This window comes from Lacticaseibacillus sp. YLM2-1 (assembly GCF_056583465.1).
Window position 1 is genome coordinate 2820992 of sequence record NZ_CM152617.1, and the last position, 16536, is coordinate 2837527.

A 16536-nucleotide genomic window follows, 5' to 3' on the forward strand; every position below is an offset into this window, starting at 1 on the left:
TTCTTTTGTCACTATTTGAAGTAAGCGTGCCGGTATTCCGCCGGTTGTAACATGCTGTAGTGAAGCCCGCCAACCTTAGTATTGATCAGCCGACTATTAGCACTTTGGAAAACGGGAATGTATCCCGCAACATCAATAACCCGCGCATTAGCGGCCAATTCTTCCTGATAACGTGCCTTCGCGCTTTGGCCATTGGTGTTATTTACTTTAGCCATCAAGGCAGTGAACTGGCTATCACTGAACTTAGAAAAGTTTGAAATGTTAGTGGCTGTGGCGGTATTGAGATAGTCGGATGGGTCTTGAATCGTTGAGTTCCAGCTCATCAGTACGGCATCAAACTTACCATCAAGTGAGCGTTGAATTCGGGTCATTTTTGGCAAGCTGCTGACGGTAACTTTTAACTGCGGTAGAACCTTGGTGAGCTGACTTTGGATGTACTCGCCGACTTGTTTATCGGTGTCAACATCTGAGGTCAGAATCGCAAAATTGATGCTGTCGGTATGCAATTCTTTCAAGGCTACTTTGAGATAAGCCTTGGCTTTGGTTGGTGAATAAGTCAGTGGTGTGTCAGCATCTGCGGTGAAATCTTTGCCAGTTGATGGATTCGTGGCTAAGCCTTGCGGAACAAAGGCCTTAGCAGGTTTGGAGCCATCCTGCAACACTTTAGTTGTCATGGCTTGACGATCTAACGCCGCAGAGACAGCTCGCCGCAAATTAACATTGTTGAGCTGTGGGTTCTTGGTATTGAATTGCAGATAATTCATGTTGGCCGCCACTGTTTTGGTCAACGCAGGATTTTTGGCTTCTTTTTGGATTAAGTTGCCCGACAACGGTGCATCATCGAGCTTGCCCGTTGCAAAAAGGTTATCGATCGTGCTGGAATCCTTCAAAACCGTCACATGAACTTTAGCGATTTTGACAGCCTTTTTGGCAAAATATTCGGGATCTTTCACATAGTCCCAGCTATCACTCGTGGTATTGAAGTTTTTAATTTTATATGCGCCATTGGTCACGATTTTATCCGCGCTCGTTCCGAATTGCTTGCCATACCGTTTCACAGCGGCTTCATTAGTCGGATAATAGCCAGTCATCTGACTAGCAAAATAGGGGGTTGGCTGGCTGAGCTGAATTTTGAGTACATATTTGCTTGGTGCCGAAACACCTAATGTATCAGGGGATTTCTTGCCAGCAACAATGTCCTGATAGTTAGCAATCGCATCGTATTGATATGCAAATTCGGTTTTCGTCTTAGGATCAACGATGCGCTTCAAGGAGTAAACAAAATCTTTGGCTGTTACCGGGGTACCATCACTCCACTTCACATCTTTGCGCAGTGTCAATGTATATGTTTTTCCGCCATCAGTTGGTTTGACAACCTTTGTCGCCATCGCCGGAATGATCTTTCCGTCCTTATCATGGTCGTAAAGCGGCGTCATAATTTGTTCCAAAATACCGCCGCTGGTTGCATCAACGGCATGCGCCGGATCAAGTGAACTGGCCTCTGTGCTGACAGCAACGTTTAGCGTACGCTGGGTCGTTGCAGCCTTGGTTTGCTGTCCGCATGCAGCAAGTAGTGCGGTGATCCCGAATAAGCCTAAACCCAAGAAAACATGCTTTTTCATTTTTGTGCACCTCGTTTGGTTGATTTGTGTCGCGTGCTGCCATCAAGCATGTTTTGCTTGATGGACTAGCTTCCATAACGCGCTTGCCAGCCCAGAAACCGGGCTGACTCGCGCTCACAAAAAAAGCCGTCCATAACAAACATCTTGTTAAGGACGGTTTCCCGCGGTGCCACCTTAGTTTGATCAAAGAGACTGCGCCTGTGTGATGGTAGCATCTGGCAGTGTTTGATCACGCTTAGCCCGGGGCCAACACCCCGGCGACAACTGACGTATGTCAACACGTTTCCCCGTACTCGTAAAACTTTCGGGGGAACCCTCAGTGGTCCATTTACTGACCTGCGTTCGGCCGGACTCGCAGCATCGCCGGCTCTCTGTGCGTGCACAATCAGCTTGATCTCCACTTCAAAGGTTTGCATGAACGGTTATTTGATTGACTCAAACACTAACCGAATACCTGCATGGTTGTCAAGCATCCCACGATTAAATAACAGGAAACGCTTCGCGAGACTTATAAAATAACGGATTTCCATTTCCTCAAAAAGTGTAGTCATGCTGATCCAGCAAATTTTGGCATCAAGAGCATTCAGTTCGGATTATCAGGAAAAAAACTAAACAGCATGAAAAAAGGTGCAAGTTCATTCTCATTTTTGAATGAACTTGCACCTTTTTAGTAAACCCCTTATATTACAAATACATTAATGTGTAACAAAAAGAAGTTGTTTCGTGACCTGTTTGCAATGGTCTTGTTAAGTCCGGCCCGTACCATTAGGATATTGGAGGTGCCATCAATGAAGCGAAAACATATTTTCCAAATCTTGATCGTAACCCTGCTTGCAGGTTACTTAACCGTTTTTTACGGGATGCGGAATACGATCGATACCTCATTTGAACAACACGCCGTCCAAGCGGCAACGCAACAAATCAGCCAACTATACTCGTCATCCAAGCGAACTTTCCCTGCGAAACACTTATCACGATCCATGGTGACCGCAGCTCAGGCCAAGGTCAACCAATTAGTTCATAACGTGGAAAATCGCGATCAAAAGAAAATTGTCGCCAAGGACAAACGGGATGCTGACGCTGCCAGTAACATGCTAACGATTCAAGAGGCAACTAACGCCCAGAGTAGTAATCTGGCGCAGATCGAATCGGAAGGTACCCGAGCCAGTGCAGCCTATAAGGCCATTGTCGCAATCAAACCGGCATTTGCAGCTGACTATCAGCAAGCTGTCACACAACTTTACAAGAAATCTTTAGCGATTGCGCAGATCAAAAAACTTTATAACGACCAGAATTTACAGCACCCAAAGGCTGATCTGAGCAGCAGTAACATTGACCTAGCCATCAACGCCATTGAAAATGTCGAAAATCAGGACTTTGCCAAAAACGTGTTGCCATTGGTCCAAGTAGCGAAGAAATCACAAGCTAACAATGATACGACCGTGGCAATGGAATCGACAGACACATCTTCAACCAAGCAAACCGCAACTACTGGTCGGCAAAATCAGCAAGACACTGGTGAACCAGCTAGCGGCGTGTCTGGGAATCACGCGACAACTGCAGGTCAAGCTTCTGATCAAACAAGTCAACCGAGCCAGAAAGCTCCGAGTCAACCGACTACTTCACCGAGTGGGACAAGTTCAAGCACCGACAATAATGCTGGTGCAAGTGCTTCCTCGTCAATATCAGCATCAGCCAACAAAGCAGAGCCCATGACGGCCGTTTTGAGCGGCGGTTTGTATAAAACCTATGACGATGCAGTTGCATCCATCAAAATCCAAGGCAAAGCCGTTGATGACATGACGATCAGGTCTGTCACAATGAGCGACGGTTCCTTTCAGTGGACTTGGGGACCAAACGGCGACAGTGGTAGCAGTAGTTCAAAACCAAGTTCCTCTGCGCCATCTTCTTCCAATCCCACAGGGCAAGATGCAAACAAAAACAGTCAACCGCAGCATTAGACCTTTGCTACTTTCGAAAATCGCTGATAATGGCCTCTTCTCCCACCATCATCAGCGTTTCGCTACGTTATCATATCATTCAAACAACTTTTAAGTCTCACAAAAGACCCGCATCAGTTCGACAGCTACGTCGAATTGATGCGGGTCTTTGGGTTTTCTACTAGTTGATCTGCTGAATCTGTTCACGTTCAGCAGTTGCCCGGACAGGATCCACAAGTGCCTGCCGATGCAAGCCATTGCGCGCTCGCAGAGCATAGAGAATCGTCACGGTATCGACAACTTCTTGCAGCATTGCGCCAATAATTGTTGGAATGACACCGAAGCTGGCGATTAACATCAAACCTGTACAAATCGCAATGCCGATGAGGACCGCTTGCTTGGCAATGACCATGGTTTCCTTAGCAATTAAAGTGGCCGCAGCAACTTTCGCCAAATCGTCGCGCAGAACCACGGCATCAGCCGATTCGCTTGCCGCGGTTGCCCCATGTGCACCCATTGCAATGCCGACATCAGCAATCGCCAATGAAGGTGCATCATTGACACCATCACCAACCATCACAACTGGCCGGCCATCCTTAGGGACGTTATCCAAAACTTCAATCTTCTGTTGTGGCAATTGTTCCGCATAGACTTGGTCAATGCCGACCTGTGCCGCCACTTTATCAGCGATTGACTGCTGATCGCCAGAAATCATAATCAGCTTAGCATCATTTAATTCATGCAGTTTCGTCATCGTTTCTTTTGCTTCTGGACGAATCTGATCGGAAAATGTGATCGCACCTGCGTACTGGCCATCAACATTCACATACACGGCAGTCGTATCAACCGTAGCCTTCGTCCCAGCAAACTCGGCTTTACCGACCTTGACTTTGCGGCCATCCACCGTGGCATTAACGCCAAAGCTAGTTGTTTCCGACACATCTGTCGCTGGCAGCCGATCAGCTGTCGGCACAGCATCTGTCAGTGAACGCGCCAAAATATGAGTCGATTGACCTTCCGCACTTGCGGCTAGCTTCAAAAGCTGATCCTGTGAGAAACCGGCTTGTGGCAAAATCGTCGCAACTTTTAAAATACCGCGTGTCACGGTGCCGGTTTTATCAAAGGCAAAGGTTTTAGCATCACTTAACTTTTCTAGCGTAGTCCCTGACTTGACAATGATCCCGTTGCGGCTATTACGACTCATGCCGGAGACCATCGCAATTGGCGCGGCCAGAATCAGCGGACAAGGCGAGGCCACAACTAATACCTGTGCAAAGCGAACTGGGTCGCCAGAGAAGAACCAGCCAAGACCCGCAATCACATAAGCAATCAACGTAAATGGTACCGCATAACGATCAGCCATCCGAACAAAATGTGCTGGCCGCGCTTCAGATTCCTTAACCAGTTTAATAATCCCTTGATACTGACTATCTTCAGCCCGTTGCGTGACCTTAACAGTTAGGGCAGCGTCACCATTGACGGTCCCAGACATAATATCACTACCTGCGTTTTTGGCAACCGGTTTAGATTCACCCGTCAAACTGGCTTCATCCACCAAACTCTCACCTGCCAAAACCGTACCATCAACTGGCACGACTTCCTGCGGCTTAACCAAAATCGTTTCGCCAACTTGGACGGCCTCAACTTCAACATCTTTAACGTGTCCATCAACCATACGATGCGCGGTTGTCGGTGCATTTTCGAGTAATTGCTTTAATTCACTGCTTGCTTTTGTTGCTGCGTAGCTTTCAAGCGCATCGCCACCAGTCAGCATCAATAACACGATCATCGCAGCCCAATACTGGCCAACCGCCAAGGTGGCAACAACCGCCGTAATGGCAAGCAAGTCAACGCCGAAGTTACCAGAACGAATTGTCTTCACCATGCCCCAGAACATAATTAAAGCAATGATTGACCCCATCACCGTGATCAGCCCTTGCGCGATCAATGGTTGCTTTAAACCGAAAGCAAAGACTAGCGCAATGGCACTTACAGCAAGCACCATCATTAATTGCCAGTTCTTTTTCATCACTGCCACTCCCTTTTTCTAAGTACCCCAATTATAACCATTACAATCTGAAAGCACAACCTTTTTTAGAACGAATATAATCTGTCCCACTTAGATGCTCGACATTCATGGTTTCTATTAATTGAGCCATGACTAAACTCTTCTACCGAAAATCAACTCTATTGTCCATCATCCCCAACCAGTACGCTTAAACCGGCAATGATTGACCCCGTTAATTTTATGGCTTCCCTAATATTCACTTCACATTATACGCTTCTCATATGATAAGGCTCACATAACTTGCTTTTTTAACAAAATAAAAGACCGCACCATTAAAATCGGTACGGTCTCTCGTATATAGATGAAGCTAGGCAAATAATTCGTAGATCAATCAATGTTGATCTGATGATTGCCCTTTTGGTCGCTTGTCATTTTTGGCAGATCGATCGTCAGGACACCATCATTGACCTTGGCGCTAATCTGACCTTCATTGACATTTGGCAGCCGATAACTACGACTCATGCGGCCATAGCTACGTTCTGACATTAACATGTTACCGTCGTTATCAGCATGATCAGCCTGCTCCTCATGTTTAACGGCAATGCTGAGCACATCACGATCGTAACTCAGACTGATATTTTGCTTCTCAATGCCAGGCACATCAACTTTCACAACATACGCCTGATCGTTTTCCTGAATATCAGTCTTTAGAACCCGACTGCGATCAACATTTGCTGGTGTCAAGCTGTCAAAAAGATGACGACCCAAATCGTTAAAGAAAGGATCGCTCAGCCAATCATTACGACGCATCAAATCATTAGCCATATTCGAATACTTCCTTTCATATCGAAGGCATTTCATGTCTTCCCTACAACACCTTTAGTATACCACAAAAATTAGCACTCGCAAACGTCGAGTGCTAATTTTGTGGTCCTATTCAATGACTGGTTGATGCAAAAAGTGACTTAATAGCCCAGAGCTACCTTAGCAAATTTTGCCGCCCAGTTTTGTCATGTCATCCCGACGTTGTGCATCATTTTGTGGTAAGGCGGCGTCCTTATTCAAGGTCACAGCCCCATCAAGAATGCCGCTGTCATCACGCAGAGCCAACGATGCGTTTTTGAAATCAAGTGTCAGACCACTGCCGAAATAATCCGTTTCTGGGTCACCCGTTGTCAGTTTGAAACCAGCTTCGTTGTCCAGTGGCAGCGCATAATCTTGATCATCCTCATCGGCAACCACTAACTGATATTTATTTCCAATGGCACAAGAACCGCCAAGTTTGGAATATTTGCTTGAGCCGTCATCCAGTGCCAAGAATAACCGTTGATCCTGATTGACATGATCCTTCAAGTAAGTGACTGCTGCTGGTTTGATTGAGATTTGCATCCGAACCATCCTCTCTATTGAGTTGTGCACAACCTTTTTACCTTCTTTATCGTACTCACATTTCCAAATGAAGTCAAATTCGGAGTTTTTCGCAACGACCAACAGGTTATCCACACGTCTTATCCACATGTTTATAACTTCATACGCCAAATATAGTATTAAGTATTCGAATTGACACCAAATAGGCGATTTAAAAAATTCAAGCAAAAAATTTTTAAAAAGAAGTCATCCACAGTTTTTGATCGTTCGATTTCACAAACTTCAGCTCACGCATCCCGTTCCAGCCGCTGGGAACAAACGTTTTGTCACAAGTTAAAAAAGTTTATCCACAGGTTATCCCCAAGTCAGTGAATAACTTAGTCACACCCCAGAATCTTAGTTATGAACAGTATCCACAGAGTTATCCACAGGCAAAGCATCAATTTTAGGTAAAAGTTACCCACTCTTGACAAATCTTTTTCTTGAACTTTTCCACAGGTTGGCCCCTTGAATTTTCGGATAAAAGCTCAAAACTGCAGAGAAACCGCTTGCCACTAACTTCGCAAGTGCATCAAAAAATCCTCGATCCAGAAACGAACATTTTCTGACTCGAGGATTATCTATTTGTGTGATTTAGTTCTTAAGGTCGCTTGTCGTTTGCGACAGCTTCACAGAGACTGTCTGCTGTTCTCCGGCACGATACAAAGTCAATTTAATCGTGTCGCCCACCTTGTGTTTGTATAGCTGTGTATGCAAGGCTGCGGTGTTTGAGGTGCTTACCCCATCAAGGGCCGTGATCACATCATACTGCTTCAAACCAGCAGATTTAGCACTGCTGCCGCTGGTAAAGCCAGCAACCACAACACCATCCGTCACACTAGCAGGCAACTTCAGAACCGATTTCTGCTGTGTTGCAGAAACAGTGGATAAGTCACGAACTTCGATGCCAAGCGCTGGTCGAACCACTTTCCCGTTAGCAACGAGTTGATTGATGATTGAAACGACTTCATCACTTGGAATTGCGAAGCCCATGCCTTCAATGGTGGCATTACTGCCAGAGTTGCCGGATAATTTCATAGAGTTAATACCGACGACTTGCCCTGAAAGATTAATCAGCGGACCACCGGAATTCCCAGAATTAATCGCTGCATCCGTTTGAATAACCGTTGCCTGACCTGTTGTGTTACCACTGTCATCAGTGACATCCACTGTCCGACTCTTTGCGCTGACAATCCCTTGCGTCACACTTGTCGCGTATTGGGAACCGAGCGGAGAACCAATCGCTAAGACAGTTTGACCGGTAGCAATCTTGCTAGAATCTCCGAAGCTGGCTACTGTATTGACCTTGCTACCATCGATGGTCAGCACTGCCAAGTCAGACGTCGAGTCCGTTCCAACAAGACTGGCCGTTAGTTTCGTACCATCGCTCAAAATGACTTCCAACTTATCTGAACCACTAACAACATGGTTATTCGTCACGATATAAGCTTTGCCATCTTTCTTTTGATAAATGACACCCGATCCTTCACTGGCCTCTTGAAGACTGGACGAACTGCTCTGCGAACTACTACTGCTTTGACTGTCTTGTCCAAAAATACCTTCGAGACCGCCAAATGTGTCTAGACCATCACTGTTGCTCTCGGCTTTTTGCATATTCACAACGGAAACGACAGCGCCTTTAACCTTCGCAAAGGCTTGTTCCGATGCACTGCTTTCATTAACAGAAACGTTGGAAATCTTCGTCGTACCGGCTTTCCCTGACGTATCGGTTACACCGAGACTTTGACTGTGGTTGATTGCCAAATAGGCAGTCCCGCCGCCAACACCGCCACCTATCAAGGCTGCCACAACAGCAACAATCGCAATCTGCTTCCAGCCGCTATTCTTAGGCTTTTTTGGTGCCCGCTGTGGCTGTTGCTCGTTTTGTGGTGTCTCTTGAAAGTTATGACTTCCATTATCCATAACGGAATTCCTCCTTTAAACGCGCTCGTTTGCCCAGAAACTGACTCATAAGACCTAGCCGTTTGGCTGAGGCCGCTGATACATTGGTTTTTACCTGGACTAGTTCGCGCTCTATGGGCAGTTCTAACTCGCCCTGATTACATTTATAATTGTAAGGGGCGATTTTGACGAAATTATGAACAACCTCGGGATTTTTTAATACAGTCTCAGACCCGCGGTATCGCGATATTAGTTCGTGGGGTTGCTTATTTTTTTGCACCATCAATAAAAAATGAAAGGCAGTGAATATGCGACCGGATTTTTGGGTCGGGATATTCACTGCCTTGGGTAGCGTGTGGTAGCGTTGGATGACGGAAAATGCTTAAGACGCCACCGCTGTTGCTGCGGAAACGCGCTCGCAGTCGCAGAAACCTCCATGTAAGGACCTCAGGCGCAATGGCCAAAGCCCAGCCATCACGCCTGAGGCCACTTACATTCCGGTTTCTAAGCGCTCCTGCTCGCGCTTTGCTTTATACCACAAACAGCGGATCTGCAACTGCAGGATCGGTGTCGTAGATACGAAAGTCGTGATCGACGGCTAGGCCTTGTTGAGCTAATAGTGAAGCGACGGTTAGGTGTGCGAGTGGTTTATTATTGTTGTGCGGAGAAAGGTGTCCTAAATAAATGCGCTTGGTTCGCAGCCCGATAACATCCATCAAGGCATCAGCGCCGTCCTCATTGGAAAGATGGCCTTGGTCGCCTAAAATACGCTGTTTTAGTGGCCATGGATAAGGCCCCGTTCGTAACATCTCAAGATCATGGTTACATTCCATGACATAGGCATCTGCATCACGAATGGTACCTGCAACACGGTCAGAAACATACCCTGTGTCCGTTAGAATCGTGAAGGTTTTCCCGTCATGATGGAACTGATAGAACTGCGGCGCCGCAGCATCGTGTGAAACGCCGAAACTCTCAACATCCAAATCACCTAATGTCAACGTTGCGCCCATGTCAAAAAGCCGCAATTGGTCTTCTGGAATTTTGCCAACACTTTTGGGCAGTGCCGCAAAGGTTTTTGCATTCGCATACACACTCAGTTTCGGATAACGTCGTGCTAAAACACCGACACCACGGACATGATCACTGTGTTCATGGGTGATGAAGACACTATCGACATCTGTCAGGTCGCGCCCGATGCTTTGCATCAGCGTCTCGATCTTTTTGCCGGACAAGCCGGCGTCGACCAGCACCTTATGACCCGGCGTTTCAATATAGGTTGCGTTGCCTGAACTGCTGCTAGCAAGGACACTGACACGCATCCCAAAATCTTCGCCCACGATCAACATCTCCCATCTTCTACCATTTAACTGATGAACAAATTGATCATCCAGTTGTTATTTCATTACATTCTAACACTAATTGTCATTACGATTCTTCATAACGGTTCGGGTAATGGCATTCACGCGTTTAACCGTCACATTGCCGGTTGCACGGTTTTTAACACCGATATACCACGCTGGCACGTACACCGTGCTCCCCTTTGCATCTAACAAGTAACTATAGGCCAATTTAGTAGATACAATCGCGGAATTGTTCGGAATATCGTTATCTCGATACAACGTAATCACCGCATCCTGTTCACTCATTAAATTTAAGCGGTCGCGCAAAACACTTAACTTTGCAAGGTAAGTTTGGCTATAACTGACCAACCGATCGTCAACTACATGCAAGGTCACTGCAGCCCGCCGATCATAGATCAAGCCAGCCTTGGGGTGCTGAGCAAAGACAACACGTTCATCACTGGAAAGCGCCGGCGCATATTCGTATTCGCTGCCATGGTAAATACTGTCTTTCACAAATGTCGTCAGTTGGCGTATTTGCTGACTCTTTTTCAAAGTGATCGGCGTGTCTAAGCTTGCCTGCAACTCTTGGTAATCACCTTCACTGATGCTGACCTGTTGCTTCACCAACTTGCTGTGCGCAGCACTTAACGCTGTGTTCGCCTGACTTGCAAGATAATCGCCTTCTGGTGTTTGCTTGCTCAAATGCGGCAGCTTAATCTGGTCACGCGTAATGTCGGTGATCGTGGCGGCATCTCCACTTTTGGTTGTTGCCAAATCGACCTGCTGCGCCTGAAAAAAGCTAATGCCTAAGAAAATATTCAGACCGACAAACACGACTAGAAAAATCCATTCAATGCGTCGAAAATCCACAAGATCGCCTCCCTCAGCGTGCCCGAAGCTGCGTTGTTACGCTGTTAACATGACTTATTGCGACTGACTTGAACCTGATGTGCTGACACTCGCGCTTGCTGCATCATTACTCGGTGTAGCCGTGCTGGCAGCTGTTTGTTCACTAGCAGCATTAGCCTGCTGATCTGTTTGGTGATTGATCCAACTCTGATAATCGCGGTATTCGCCTTTCATCTCAATATAATACGTCGGCTGCAAATCGACCACTTGTTGATCATTGCTGCTGCCCGTCCATTGATAGCCAATCAAAATATCCGTAATTTGATTGGCGCGATAGCCAGCGGCTTCTAATTGACTCAGGATCGTCGCAGTTGCTGGCAAGGTCTGGGCAGCTTGATCGGTTGGGATCGGGACGGTCAAATTGGTGTTTGAGAAATTAATCTCTTCAGATGTCTGGGTATAGCGCACCGTAACATCCCCTTTTTGATAGCCATTAAAAATCGGAAAGCCCTGAACAAAGGTCTTATAAATAACAGCACTGCGACTTGCGTCATATTGAAAATAACGCATGCTGGCCAGATTGGTCATCTGCAAATCACTAAGCCCTTCAAACGTCGCATGGAAGAAATTAGCTAACCCAGTACTAGGAAAATTGGCCGCATAATTTTCAAACTCGATTGCCCCAGTGGATGAATCAGCTGTCATCCGCCGAGTTGATCCGGCGGTGTATAACGTACTATCGCCAATTTCTCGTGAATCCACGTTGCTGGCGGTTTTCGATGGCATTAACAGCGAAACATAGTAATTAGCACTCTGTTGATCCATCAGATAGGCATATGGCTGCAACTTAATTGGACGGGTGAAGAAAGCGACTTCGCTATTGCCCAAGCGTCTCTCCTCGACCGGAAAGGCCCCTGTAGCTTGTTTAGCCACCGCATCGCGTAACTTGTTGGTTGTAACGTTAGCCATTTTGGCCTCGTAAACCGTTCTTGTCGCGTCATTGATAAAAATCAGTTTATTGCCTGATCCATCTAAATCAAACAGGATCCGGTTAAAATGAAAATCAGCTGATTTTAGATTAGGCTGCTTGTTAAAGAACCATCGCTCAAAATGATTAAAACTCATCACGTCTTGGTAAACTAATTGTAGACTGCCATTTTGAGTCAAAAAGTTCTCATAGTTATTCTGCGAAACTTTTCCAATGGTTTTGATCTGTTGCATATGCCAACTTGCCATCTCTTGATGGACACGTGATCCCATACTGGCATTTGCCTGAAAGAGCATTTGCTTCTGGTCGCCATGCGTGTAGTACACGCGACTAGGAAGATAAACCGTTGCTTCCATCTTTTTAACATTGGGATCATTTTCAGTTGTGACCTGCATGCTTGAAGTGCTGCGCCGTTCCTGACGCGATGGATTACGCCAAATTAAGGATGTGAAAATAAAACTCAAGATCACCATGGCGATCAGGCTGATTCTTAAGATCCAATTACTAAGCTTCATCCCAATCATCACCTCCGTCTGTGATCGGTTCATACGGCAGTGAGATATAGAAGGTGCTGCCGCGGCCTTCTTGCGAATCGACCCAAATTCGGCCATGCAAGGCTTCAACAACTTCCTTCGAGATTGCCAATCCTAAACCGGTACCGCCTTGCTTGCGTGATCGTGCCTTGTCGACCCGATAGAAGCGATCGAAGATTTTGCCCAGATCTTGACGTGGAATGCCAAGTCCTTGATCACTAATCGATAGGATCACGTGGTCATGCGTCTGGAACAGCCTCGCCGTGATGGTCCCGCCATCCGGACTGTATTTAATCGCGTTGTTCATAATATTATCAATCACTTGCATAAATTTATCGGTATCAATTTCGACCCATAAGTCCTGATCAGTAATCTCGCGCTTAATCGAGTACCGTTTCTTTTGACCATCTGGCTGTGGCAGCGGTTGGGCCGTTTTGGCTTCACCCGTGTGTTCATTATCGGTTTTTAACATCATGTCAAAACGATCAAGCACATAATTGAAGAATTCGTTGAGATTAACGGTTTCCAAATTGAACTTGCTGGTGCCGGAATCAAGCCGTGACAAGCTCAAGAGATCATTAATCATCCGAATCATCCGATCCGTTTCTTCTTGGGTCACGTTGAGAAAACGTGGCGCCAGCTTTGGATCTTTCCACGCACCATCACTCAAAGCTTCAATGTAACTGCGAACTGATGTGAGGGGCGTCCGCAATTCATGTGACACATTGGAAACAAATTCCTTGCGATCACGATCAATCTTTTGTTGTTCGGTAACATCGTGCAAAACAGCGACCAAACCGGAAATAAACCCGGTTTCCCGCTGGATCAGACTAAAATCGACACGTAGAATCAATTCATGATCCAGTTGCTCCGAAAAGTCCAACAACAGTTCTGTTTGATGTTCCAGCAGATCGCGCAACGTGTAATCCTTAGCGATGTTCAACAGCTTTAGAATTGAAACACCGATGACATCTTCATTCTTGGTGTTCAGGAAATTCAGTGCCGTCTGGTTGATGATGATAACATTCCCACGCCGATCAGTCGCGATAACACCGTCCGTCATGTGAGCCAGCACACTATCCAACCGCCGACGTTCCGCTTCAGACGCCTCTTGTGCTTCTTCAACGCGAACACTGAGGTTGTTAACGGCAACTGCCAACTGACCCAGCTCGTCTTGTCCATAAATCCGAACCTGTCCAGAATAATCGCCGCGCGCCATGCGAATCGCTTGCTTCTTCATTTCATCAATTGGACGAGTAATAGCCCGGCTGATGACAATCGATAGTAAAGTGCCCAGTAAGCCAGCTACTAAACTTGAGATTAGGAAAATGCCCACGATTTTATTGATGCTATCGTAGGCCTGTTCCATAGATGCCGAAATGGCAATGGCGCCGATCACTGAATTGTTGTCGCCTGTCGCATTCGGATTTTTGATCGGGATCACTTTATAATAAGTTGATCCCGTTCGATCACGGTATTCATAACCTTCGTATTGCTGGCCAGAATACAATGTGTTTTTAATGCTGGAGTTAGCTGACTTTTGCCCCACATTGGTTTGCGCATTAATATCACTGTCGCCGCGAATAGTGCCCTTCGCATCAACCACTTGTAAATCCGCCGAGTTGGCAATATCTGCCTGGCTCAACGTGCTTTTAATATCATCATTGGCGCCTTCTGTATCAGTCCGCAACAAATCCGCGGCCAGCTTATCTTGAATATAGCTGTCCACGTTCACACTGGTCTTAAACTGCTCAATGTTTTGCTGCTCAAGGGTCTTAACAAAGTAAGCCCCAATTAACTCCAACGTCACGACTAGCAAGAGAATAAAGACGATCGCAATTTTGAAGTGGATTGACTGAAAGAAGCGAATCTTTTTATTCAACAGTGGTGCTCCTAATTATTCAGCATCGGGATTCCGCAGATAGTAACCGACACCGCGTCGAGTCACCAGCCATTCAGGGTGAGACGGGTTGTCTTCGATTTTTTCACGCAGACGGCGGACGGTCACATCGACGGTGCGGACATCACCAAAGTAATCGTAGCCCCAAACGGTTTGCAGCAGATGCTCACGGGTCATGACCTGCCCAAGGTGTCGAGCAAGGTAGTGCAGCAGCTCAAATTCACGGTGGGTTAATTCGATGTTTTCACCGCGTTTAGAGACTGTATAGGCATCGGGGTGAATCGTTAGATCTCCGACTTCTAATTCCTTGTTTGCTTCGTCTTCTTCATTGCTGGCTGCGTTGGATGATGCGGTTCGGCGCAAGTTAGCTTTGACACGTGCCACCAGTTCACGATTGGAAAATGGTTTGGTGACGTAATCGTCAGCACCGAGTTCCAACCCGAGCACTTTATCAATTTCTGAGTCCTTAGCTGTCAGCATAATAATTGGGGTGTCATGTTCTTTACGAATTTGTCGGGCGACTTCAAGCCCATCAATTTTTGGTAACATCAGATCAAGTAAAATTAAGTCGGGTGACTCTGCTTCGACTTTTTTCAAGGCTTCTTCGCCATCATAAGCGGTTACGACATCGTAACCTTCTTTATCCAAATTAAACTTGACGATATCAGAGATAGGCTTCTCATCGTCAACGACCAGGATTTTTTTCGCCATCATTGGCCCTCCTTGGTTTAAGATACACTACTATAGTATAACGGTTTTAGGGAAAGAGCGCGAGGGGCCCAGTTTGAAACCGAAGCATAAGCGGCCTTAAGCCTAAATGGCAGGACTTAGTTCATTTAAGCTTGAGGTTCTTATATGCAGGTTTCTGGGACCGCGAGCGCATTTTCTACAAGCACGTTAGGTCGCACTTCGATAGATTCCGGCTTGCATTAAATGCTGCTGCAAGCTGGCTCCGCGGCGATTGGGCTGGAACGCACTGGGCACGACTTTTAGCCAACGCGCAAGCCCGGCGCGCTGTCTAAAAGCTCGGCCTTTTCCTAAAGCGGGAAAACCACCCGCTTAAGGAAAATTTCAGTGCTGAGCCCATCGCCGCTCCGCCAGCTTGCCTTTCTATCCAATGTCTCAATATCACATCATTTCAAATCAGTGCTGTTAATTCATAAGCAAGCTTGAAAGGGTCAGTTAATAAACACTTCGCTATTGACCTCGTCTTCACACTAAACGCGCATCGCTATTCCGGTGCTTGCCGACATTTAATCACCCAATTATGAATTTTGGAGGTTGCTAATATGTTCTTTTATCATGATCAGCTCAGGCTTTACTATCAACGGCGCGGTTCGGGACCAGTGATCGTGTTGTTGCATGGGAATGGTGAGGACCATACGATTTTTGCTAACCTGATTGAGCAATTGGCACCGCTGTATACGGTGATTGCAGTGGATAGTCGCGATCATGGTCAGAGTTCGCGGACGAATCGCTTGAGTTATGATGCGATGACGGCAGATTTAGCGGCCCTGATCACTGGCTTGGAGCTTGAGCAGCCGATTTTACTTGGCTTTTCTGATGGCGCGATTGTGGCATTGCAGTTGGCGATTCGTCAACCCCAGTTAGCCGGCGCTTTAATTCTTGCTGGGGCGAATCTGACCCCGCAAGGCTTACGCTGGTATTCGCGAGTTGCTTTTCGGGTTGCTGCCGATTACCATCCGTCACCTAAAATGGCAATGATGCTCCATGAACCGCAAATCACACCGGCCATGTTGCATCGGGTGGCCATACCAACATTGGTCCTTGCAGGCAGTCGTGACTTGATTGCACGAAAAGAAACGCTCACCATTGCGACTAATATTCAAAACGCCGAGCTGCATATTCTTCCCGGTGAAAATCACAATTCTTACATCAAAGACAACGCGAAACTCTGGCAATTGATTCGGCCTTTTCTTGCTGGTTTAAACAGAACAGACTAAAGTTTAGCCTGTATTTTTTTTGCATATTTAACATTTTCCTTGCATATTCATATAAATGAGTATATATTCAATCCATA

12 protein-coding genes are annotated in these 16536 nt (G+C 46.4%); 2 read left to right on the forward strand and 10 right to left on the reverse strand.

Annotated features, from left to right (window positions below):
- Nucleotides 1–11: 11 nt before the first annotated feature.
- The gene (locus tag AC07KQ_RS13670; RefSeq protein WP_013246145.1) at nucleotides 12–1622 is read right to left on the reverse strand and encodes a peptide ABC transporter substrate-binding protein; all 1611 of its coding nucleotides are present in this window, start codon (nucleotides 1620–1622) and stop codon (nucleotides 12–14) included.
- 788 nt (nucleotides 1623–2410) lie between these two features.
- Between AC07KQ_RS13670 and AC07KQ_RS13675 the strand changes: the two genes are divergently transcribed.
- On the forward strand, nucleotides 2411–3583 hold the full coding sequence (locus tag AC07KQ_RS13675; RefSeq protein WP_003606211.1) for a hypothetical protein: 1173 nt from the start codon (nucleotides 2411–2413) through the stop codon (nucleotides 3581–3583).
- Between the two features lie 160 nt (nucleotides 3584–3743).
- Here the strand turns inward: AC07KQ_RS13675 and AC07KQ_RS13680 are convergent, their stop codons facing one another.
- The 9 genes from AC07KQ_RS13680 to yycF all read right to left on the reverse strand — a co-directional run bounded on the left by AC07KQ_RS13680 (nucleotide 3744) and on the right by yycF (nucleotide 15206).
- A complete protein-coding gene (locus AC07KQ_RS13680) occupies nucleotides 3744–5591 on the reverse strand; it encodes a heavy metal translocating P-type ATPase (protein WP_003568179.1) in 1848 nt (615 codons plus the stop codon).
- Between the two features lie 366 nt (nucleotides 5592–5957).
- Nucleotides 5958–6395, reverse strand: a complete 438-nt coding sequence (locus AC07KQ_RS13685) for an Hsp20/alpha crystallin family protein (RefSeq protein ID WP_003571862.1) — start codon at nucleotides 6393–6395, stop codon at nucleotides 5958–5960.
- A 159-nt stretch (nucleotides 6396–6554) separates the two neighbouring features.
- Nucleotides 6555–6959 (reverse strand): iron-sulfur cluster biosynthesis family protein, encoded by a 405-nt coding sequence (locus tag AC07KQ_RS13690; protein WP_003568183.1) that lies wholly within the window; start codon nucleotides 6957–6959, stop codon nucleotides 6555–6557.
- Between the two features lie 612 nt (nucleotides 6960–7571).
- Complete coding sequence (locus AC07KQ_RS13695) at nucleotides 7572–8900, reverse strand: S1C family serine protease (protein WP_003571864.1); 1329 nt, start codon at nucleotides 8898–8900, stop codon at nucleotides 7572–7574.
- A 509-nt stretch (nucleotides 8901–9409) separates the two neighbouring features.
- A complete protein-coding gene (locus tag AC07KQ_RS13700) occupies nucleotides 9410–10228 on the reverse strand; it encodes an MBL fold metallo-hydrolase (RefSeq protein WP_003568187.1) in 819 nt (272 codons plus the stop codon).
- A 69-nt stretch (nucleotides 10229–10297) separates the two neighbouring features.
- The gene (locus AC07KQ_RS13705; RefSeq protein WP_003568189.1) at nucleotides 10298–11095 is read right to left on the reverse strand and encodes a two-component system regulatory protein YycI; all 798 of its coding nucleotides are present in this window, start codon (nucleotides 11093–11095) and stop codon (nucleotides 10298–10300) included.
- A gap of 54 nt (nucleotides 11096–11149) precedes the next feature.
- Nucleotides 11150–12577 carry a YycH family regulatory protein gene (locus tag AC07KQ_RS13710; RefSeq protein ID WP_003568191.1) on the reverse strand — a complete coding sequence of 476 codons (1428 nt, stop codon included), beginning with the start codon at nucleotides 12575–12577 and terminating at the stop codon, nucleotides 11150–11152.
- The gene (gene walK / locus AC07KQ_RS13715) at nucleotides 12567–14477 is read right to left on the reverse strand and encodes a cell wall metabolism sensor histidine kinase WalK (protein WP_003568194.1); all 1911 of its coding nucleotides are present in this window, start codon (nucleotides 14475–14477) and stop codon (nucleotides 12567–12569) included. Before walK ends, AC07KQ_RS13710 begins: the two co-directional genes overlap by 11 nt.
- A gap of 15 nt (nucleotides 14478–14492) precedes the next feature.
- Nucleotides 14493–15206, reverse strand: coding sequence for a response regulator YycF (gene yycF / locus AC07KQ_RS13720; protein ID WP_003658889.1), 714 nt, complete (start codon nucleotides 15204–15206; stop codon nucleotides 14493–14495).
- Nucleotides 15207–15784: 578 nt separating this feature from the next.
- On the opposite strand from yycF, the gene AC07KQ_RS13725 reads away from it, so the two are divergent.
- A complete protein-coding gene (locus tag AC07KQ_RS13725; protein WP_003568198.1) occupies nucleotides 15785–16459 on the forward strand; it encodes an alpha/beta fold hydrolase in 675 nt (224 codons plus the stop codon).
- Nucleotides 16460–16536: the final 77 nt, after the last annotated feature.